Annotated in this window: 7 protein-coding genes; 2 read left to right on the forward strand and 5 right to left on the reverse strand. The window is 42.3% G+C overall.

Translation table 11 applies throughout. The features are described from left to right. Nucleotides 1–80: 80 nt before the first annotated feature. The 5 genes from ABS301_RS22610 to ABS301_RS22630 all read right to left on the reverse strand — a co-directional run bounded on the left by ABS301_RS22610 (nt 81) and on the right by ABS301_RS22630 (nt 5,330). Nucleotides 81–1,544 carry a PspC-like choline-binding domain-containing protein gene (locus ABS301_RS22610; protein ID WP_349674337.1) on the reverse strand — a complete coding sequence of 488 codons (1,464 nt, stop codon included), beginning with the start codon at nt 1,542–1,544 and terminating at the stop codon, nt 81–83. A 98-nt stretch (nt 1,545–1,642) separates the two neighbouring features. Then, entirely contained in the window at nt 1,643–2,851 is a 1,209-nt protein-coding gene (locus ABS301_RS22615; protein WP_349674338.1) for a sensor histidine kinase, read from the reverse strand. Further along, nucleotides 2,848–3,525, reverse strand: coding sequence for a response regulator transcription factor (locus ABS301_RS22620; protein WP_349674339.1), 678 nt, complete (start codon nt 3,523–3,525; stop codon nt 2,848–2,850). Before ABS301_RS22620 ends, ABS301_RS22615 begins: the two co-directional genes overlap by 4 nt. A 216-nt stretch (nt 3,526–3,741) precedes the next feature. Continuing rightward, the gene (locus tag ABS301_RS22625) at nt 3,742–4,596 is read right to left on the reverse strand and encodes a MurR/RpiR family transcriptional regulator (RefSeq protein WP_349674340.1); all 855 of its coding nucleotides are present in this window, start codon (nt 4,594–4,596) and stop codon (nt 3,742–3,744) included. Next, a complete protein-coding gene (locus ABS301_RS22630; protein ID WP_349674341.1) occupies nt 4,596–5,330 on the reverse strand; it encodes an N-acetylmannosamine-6-phosphate 2-epimerase in 735 nt (244 codons plus the stop codon). The genes ABS301_RS22625 and ABS301_RS22630 overlap by 1 nt, the downstream gene beginning before the upstream one ends. Before the next feature lie 170 nt (nt 5,331–5,500). Between ABS301_RS22630 and ABS301_RS22635 the strand changes: the two genes are divergently transcribed. Both ABS301_RS22635 and ABS301_RS22640 read left to right on the forward strand, forming a co-directional pair. Beyond that, entirely contained in the window at nt 5,501–5,977 is a 477-nt protein-coding gene (locus tag ABS301_RS22635) for a hypothetical protein (RefSeq protein ID WP_349674342.1), read from the forward strand. 145 nt (nt 5,978–6,122) lie between these two features. Then, the gene (locus ABS301_RS22640) at nt 6,123–7,415 is read left to right on the forward strand and encodes a S8 family peptidase (RefSeq protein WP_349674343.1); all 1,293 of its coding nucleotides are present in this window, start codon (nt 6,123–6,125) and stop codon (nt 7,413–7,415) included. The last annotated feature ends 55 nt before the right edge of the window (nt 7,416–7,470 follow it).

Genomic DNA, 7,470 nt, shown 5'->3' on the forward strand with positions numbered 1-7,470 from the left:
CAATGAAACAGTATAAAAATGAGAAAAAGACCAGCAGGTCCAGCCCATTGATCTTTTTCTCTGTTCTATTAATATGCAGTCTATTCAAATGTATATTCAGCATCAAATGAAACATTAGGCAGTGCTGAACAATCCGAGGTTGTAACCTCTGTTGGATTCTCTCCGTCTGAATCAATCAGATAGATAGTTCCACTGCTGTACTGATACTTATAATCACCATCGGACTTATATTTCTTATTGGATGTCTGAACCTTCCCTGATTCATTAACCAGATAGTAGGTATCTGTTCCGCTTACATTTATGCAGAACACCTGATAATCACTGTCTTCGTCAGCTTCTACCAGTTTCCCTTTATAATAGAGGTAATCGTCCTTTACTCCTGTATATCCACCTCCCTTATAGCTTCCGGAAGTATTGAAGTAATATGTACCGGTGTCATCATCTCCGTCATAGACACCTGTCTGCTTTCCAGTCTTCATTTTACCGTCATTGTCACTGTTTCCAAAATAGGAGGAATATTCCGTATCACCAAAATTAAAACCAATCAGTCCTGACTGCATACAGCCATATTGATCAAAGAAATAGGAACTCCCATTAATTCTTACAGTGGCCGAAGTAAGGGTTTCGGAATCTTGAGCTAAATATTTAGGAACGCCGCTTGTATCAAAATAATACCAGTATCCATCACCTTCTTCAGGAGTATCGGTTCCTTCTGTTATATCGCTTTTATCATCTGAATCGGACGGGTGATCGGTTAAATACTTCCAGCCAGTTGCCATGGCTCCATCATTCTCATCTCCAAAATACTTAAACTCGCTGATTCCGGTAGAATCTGCACTGGCAGCACTGGCAACCGCCACCCAGCCGTTTTGCATAATTCCTTTTTCATCAAAATAGAATTTTGAGCCATTAATGGATTTGGAAGTATATCCGTCTGAGGATTTTACTATTTTTCCATTTGACTGAAAGTAGAACCATTCTGAACCATCACCAGAGGCTGTTGAATCACTGACATCACCTTCTTCAGGCTCATTATCACTTTCGTATTCCAGACACAGCCACCCCTGTTTTCTTGCGCCGTCATTTTCATCTCCCAGATAATAGGCAGAATCATCTTCAAAGTGCCAGCCAGTTCCCATTCGGCCATCATCATCAAAGTAATAATATTCATTGTTAATCTGTTTCCAGCTATCAGTCACTATCTTGCCGGCCGTCCCAAGATAATACCAGCCTTCCTCACCAGAAGGTGAGTCATCCTCATCGGAATGAACCCATTGGTTCATCTGCATAACGCCGTCTTCATTTACATAATAGGTATCATCAATCCAGGTATTCTTTTCCACTTCTCCGTCGGTATTAAGATAATACCAGTTATCTCCTGACTTTTTCCAGCTGGAAGTCACCTTACTTCCATCCGAGTCCAAGTATACCCAGTTATCATTTTCATTGATCCACCCTGTTTCAGCCGCCATAGAGGTCATTGCTGCACCAATGGTAAGGAACACTGCCGACAACCCTGCAGCAGCACAGTATTTTTTCTTCATAAGATGCACACTCCTTTTTGTATGTTATACATTTTGCCAGCTCTTAATTGAGGCTGATGTGTACATCTTAAACTTATTACCTTGAAAATACCTTGAAGTTATAATTGAATTTCAAAGGATGCATAGGTTTGTCCGTCACTCAGTACATTGACTTTACCATGATAAAGATCTAATATTGTTTGCGCAATGGATAATCCCAGACCATACCCTTCCGTTCTTCTGTTATGGGAGTCTTCTTCTCTGTAAAACCGCTGAAAAATCTGCTTTCTGGCGTTTTCAGAAATGCCCTCTCCGGTATTATAGACCTTAATGCAGATTTTCTTTTTAATCTTCTTTACAGTGACTTTTACTTCACCCCTGGCTTCTGAATATTTAAATGCATTATCCACAAAAATATGAAGCATTTGAGTCAGTGAATCCCGGATGCCATTAAATTTAAGTCCGGGCTCCACTTCATACATAAACTGCTTTCCCTGTTCATAGGCCAGACATTCATATGGGAGCAATACCTCCATAGCCATTTTGCTAAAATCAAACGGTTCTCCTGAAGAAGTTACGGCCGGCTGCTCCATTCTGACCAGCTTCAGCATATCATTGATCAAACGGCTCATCCGTTCAATCTCTGTCTGCACATAGGAAGTCCACTGATTCTCTCCATACATATCCTCAAGTACGCTTACATTGGCTGATATCACAGATAAAGGCGTTTTCAGTTCATGGCTGGCATCTGCCACAAACTGCTTTTGCCTTTGAAATCCCTCTTCAATGGGATTGACAACCAGATTTGATAAAAAGATAACTGTTATCATTAAAACCCCCACTGCCAGTATGCCAATGACCAGGCAGATATTTACCAGGCGCCTGGTGTTCTCAAGCTCGTGAGAACAATCCATAAATGCGAGGATATAGCCATAAGAGGTTTTATGCAGAAGAAACTGGTTTTCCTGCACCATCCCATTTTCCTTTCCAGCCTTATATATTTCTTCCGTCAGCTGCTGGATCTCATCCCTTGATAAGTTCTTATTCCCATTATCAATAATGGCCGTAATCTGACCGTTATCATTTAACTTAGCAACAGTGGTTCTTTTCAGATTGGAAATACGGGGAACCTTCTTACCAGCTATATCTCCCTTTTTCAGTAAAGGCTCCTGTTCCTGGTTTTCTATCACACGTTGTAGCGTAAATATGGCATCTTTTCTCATGCTTACTGTCATGGAAATATTGATTGCAAAAAGCATAAAGCAAAAAATCACACCTACACTGGACATAGAGATAAGAATAAATTGATATCTCAGCCTTTTAATCATATCGCCTGCTCCTCCAGCTTATATCCCCTGCCACGAATGGTCTTTATTGATGTATCACATTCCAGATATGCCATTTTTTTTCGGAGAAAAGATATGTATACTTCTACCTGATTATACTCCGCCTCATTTGCATATCCCCAGACTTTCTCTGCAAACAATTCCTTGGTTATTATCTGCCGGCTGTTTGTTAAAAGCATTTCCATCGTTTGATACTCCTTTACACCCAGTTTTACACGCCGCTCCCCACAGCAAAGTTCGCTGGTATTCCGGTCCAGTTCTAAATCTCCATATCGCAATATATCTCCGGTAAATTGTCCCGTTCTTCTTCCCAAAGCCCTGATTCTGGCCATAAGTTCTCCCATGGCAAAGGGTTTTGCAAGATAGTCATCTGCGCCGGTATCAAGTCCCGCAATCCGATCCTCTACTTCGGACTTTGCAGTGAGAAGCAGTACGGAGGATTGTATTCCTCCTTTTCTCAGCTGGCGAAGAACAGAGAGACCATCCTTCCCTGGTAGCATAATATCCAGCAATATAACATCGTAAATACCGGTTTCCCCAAAATGGACCGCTTCTTCTCCATCGTAAGCAGTATCAACCTCATACCGGTTCCGCCTTAATATTTCTGCAACAGCTGCAGACAGCGAGGTTTCATCCTCTACCAGAAGTATCCTCATTATTTCTCCTTTTCGTTTTACTATTTACTTTTATTAAAACTAAAATCAATGATTTTTTATTGAACTTTCTATGTTAATTGTGTGAAATGGGTATGAAAAAAGGACCGGAAGTACCGGCCCATTTCAGTAATACTATTCATTTAAAGAAAAAGGGAGTTTGTTTCCACCGGATATAGACTAACACCTGATCCTTGAAAAAACCTTGAACTGTTCCTGTCAGCACATTTTATCCAATACAGATGCGGAGACTCTTTCATTCACCTGATTGCAGATATCAAAATATCTTCTGTAATATTCTGTATACATCAAATCAATCAAAAAAAGCTGGCTGATCTCTGAGGATGTGGACCCGCCCTGCAGCGGTCCTTCATTGGCCCCGCAAAGCAGAGTTACATCTGAAAAAGAGGTGAGGGGTGACTTTACGAATCGGGTAATGCAAATTGTTGTCGCTCCTGCTTTTTTAGCAAGTTCTGCCACATGAATGGTATCTTTCGTAGCACCTGAATACGAAAATATAACGGCTGCCTCCCCCTCCCCCATCATGGAAGCCACCATAGCCTGCATATGGGAATCTGACACGCAGGACACCTTGGGTTCAATTCTAAGAAATTTATTTGCTGCCTTCATGGCAGAAAGCATGCTTGCTCCAACACCAAAAAAGCAAATTCTCTTTGCTTCATGAAGATACCGGATAACCTGATCAAAGTTTTCCTCATTTAAAAGAGAATAGGTCTCTTCAAGCGCACTCATATTGGTATTAAGCACTTTTCGTGAGGCTTCAGCAAAAGAATCCTTCAGGCTGATATCTCCTTCTAAACGCCCCTGGCCTGTAGTCTCGTCGTGGAGACTTAAAGACAACAGCATTTTAAACTCCTGATACCCTTTTAACTCCAGGGTTTTGCAAAAACGAAATACCGTAGTATCACCTACCTCGCACGCTTCTGCCAGATCCGTAATAGATAGAAACAGTACCTCTCTGTAGTTCTGTAAAATGTAATCTGCCACCTTCCGCTCAGCTTTCGTAAATTGATTGTACTCCGCCCGGATCCTGGTCAAAAAATCGCCTTTCATCACTCTGACTCTCCCTTTTGTTTATACTCTTTAAATTCCTGGGTGCGGCACCCGGCACCAATGATAAACTCCCTCGTTATCTCTCTTGGTCTAGTAATCGCACTTCCCACTACTGCAGCCCACGCCCCTGCCTTAAATGCGCACGCTAGCTGATGGGGGGTTTTAATCCCTCCCTCCGCAATCACAGGCTTCCCGCAATCCCTGCAAAGCTGTTCAATCAGTTCCACATCCGGAAGCCGTCTATTTCGTGTATAATCCGTATATCCACTAAGAGTAGTGCCAATAAAGTCCATTCCCAGACGTGCAGCAGCCATTCCTTCTGCGTAATTGGAACAATCTGCCATGAGAAGCTGATCTGGAAATTCCTCCCTGATTTTATATAAAAAATCCTCTGAAATTTTTTCAGATGGATGGGGTCTTATTGTACAGTCCAGAGCGATAATTTCTACTCCCTCCAAAACCAGGGCTTCCACTTCCAGCCTGGTAGGAGTTATGACTGTTTCATACCCCTCATACTTCTGTTTGATAATGCCTATTACAGGCAGATCAACTGTCTTTTTTATTTCCCGGATATCGGATATGGAGTTTGCCCGTATTCCGACTGCACCGCCTTCTTTTGCCGCATATGCCATGCGGGACATAATATAAGAGCTGTAAAGAGGTTCATCCTGCAGAGCCTGGCAGGATACAATGAGCCCTCCCGCCAAACGGTTGTAAACAACTGCCTTATCCATATCTGTTTATCCCCTTTCTGTGCAAAGTAATCATATCATAAATGAAAAAGATATTTCAATAAAAAGCGGGAAACAAGCAATTAAATTTTTGTTTTTCAGGCTAATTTCAGTCAATGAACACATGTAAATGATATACTTTTACTGTAATTTATACAAAGGAGGAAATGGGAATGGAAATATCAGGACTATCAGGTTCTTCTTCCTACGACCAGCTGCAAGAGCTTCAGCTGCAGAAGGAAAAAGAAAAGAAAGCGGCAGAACAGGCGGCTGCGGAAAGCGCACAGATCACGGCTTCCCAAACGGTAACTGATGCAGCTGCGACAAAAACGGTTTTAAGTACCTCGCAAAGTGTGGACACAATCGAAATCAGCCAGGAGGGACGGGCATATCAGCAAAAAATGCAGGGACCACCTCCACCAAAGGATTCCAATGTAACAGAAACCTCTTCAACGGATAATACAAGCTCCTCTACCGTTTTAACCAGCCTGACAGAAGAAGAAATTAGTGACCTTGTTGATAAGGGAACCATTTCACAAGCGGAGGCCAATGCTGAGTTAGCAAGAAGAGCGGCTTTAAAGGAAGCTCAGGACAGCCAGGAAACCAGTAATTCAGGTACGGAATATACCCAAATTGACGAAGACGAATGATTTTGATTGCAGCCCGGCATGACGCCGGGCTGTTTCATAATAAAAATTAATATTATTTTCACATAATTTTCCAGCAAACAGCGTAGGGTTTATGATATAATAAGGAAATCGTTAAGACAGTTTATTTTATAAGGAGTAAGAAAACATGAAAAAGATAATCCGCGCTGCATGTCTGTCCCTGGCAATCCTGCTTGCTGGGTATTCACTCTGGCTGAATCCCCTGGGCGACACTTCAGGCGCATCAGTAGAACCGCTGCATATATCATCAAAAGATCAGGGACAAGACTTCCATGTCATGGCACTTGGTCCAGGGCTTAACAACCTCTCGCCTTCTGATGAATTTTCCACTTATCAGTGGGGTTTAAAGAATGACGGAGAATTTCGCCTCATTGAGCTGGTACAGAAATTTAAGTACGTAGATAACCTATACAGCGAAGTCAACAACGGAGGAAACTTATCTATCCCAAAACCAGGGCCTGGAAACTATGAATCTAAAGTTACTCATGCTGTTTCAGGAATCGACATTAACATTCAACCGGCATGGTCACTGTATGATCAGGCACAAAGCAAACGGTCTGTTATTGTAGCAATTATTGATACCGGTATTGATATCAATCATCAGGAACTACGCAATGCAATCTGGACCAACCCGGGAGAGATAGACGGAGACGGCATTGACAACGATGGCAATGGTTATGTGGATGATATTCACGGCTGGAACTTCTATTCAAACAATAATAAAGTTTTTTGTGGCAGTGAAGACAGTCACGGTACCCATGCTGCCGGAACCATCAGTGCATCCAGAGGTTCTTATGGAATCGCCGGCATTACCGATAATAATTATGTTAAAATCATGCCATTAAAAGCGCTGGGAGGAAAAGAAGGGGTTGGTTCCCCTGATGCTGTCATCAAGGCAATTAAATATGCCGAGGAAAAAGGAGCTTCCATCTGTAATCTGAGTATGGGAACAACCGGATACAGCGAAGAACTTGCCCAGACAATGAAGAACTCTCATATGCTTTTTGTAGTCTCCTGCGGCAACGGAGGGGTATCAGGCCTTGGTTACAATACAGATGTCTACCCTGTTTATCCCGCCTCTCTTCCTTATGATAATATTATATCTGTGGCTAACATCTTATTTGACGGAACGCTGAGCAAGGATTCCAATTACGGAGCTGCAAGTGTGGATATCGCAGCCCCCGGCACCTATATCTTAAGCACCATTCCGGATAACTCATATGGATATATGAGTGGTACTTCAATGGCGGCACCTATGGTGACAGGCGTTGCAGCCATGCTCTATTCTTATCGGACTGACATAAGCCTGACAGATGTGAAAACTATTATTCTAAACTCCAGCAGAAAACTGGATACTCTTTCAGGCAAAGTTGTAAGTGGAGGACTTTTAGATGCTTACAGTGCTCTGAACTGGCACTGATAAAAAAAGGGGCTGTGAAATAACCTCTCAATAAAACAGGACTTTCCGATGCACA

Source organism: Lacrimispora sp. (assembly GCF_031982545.1).
Lineage (GTDB): Bacteria > Bacillota > Clostridia > Lachnospirales > Lachnospiraceae > Lacrimispora.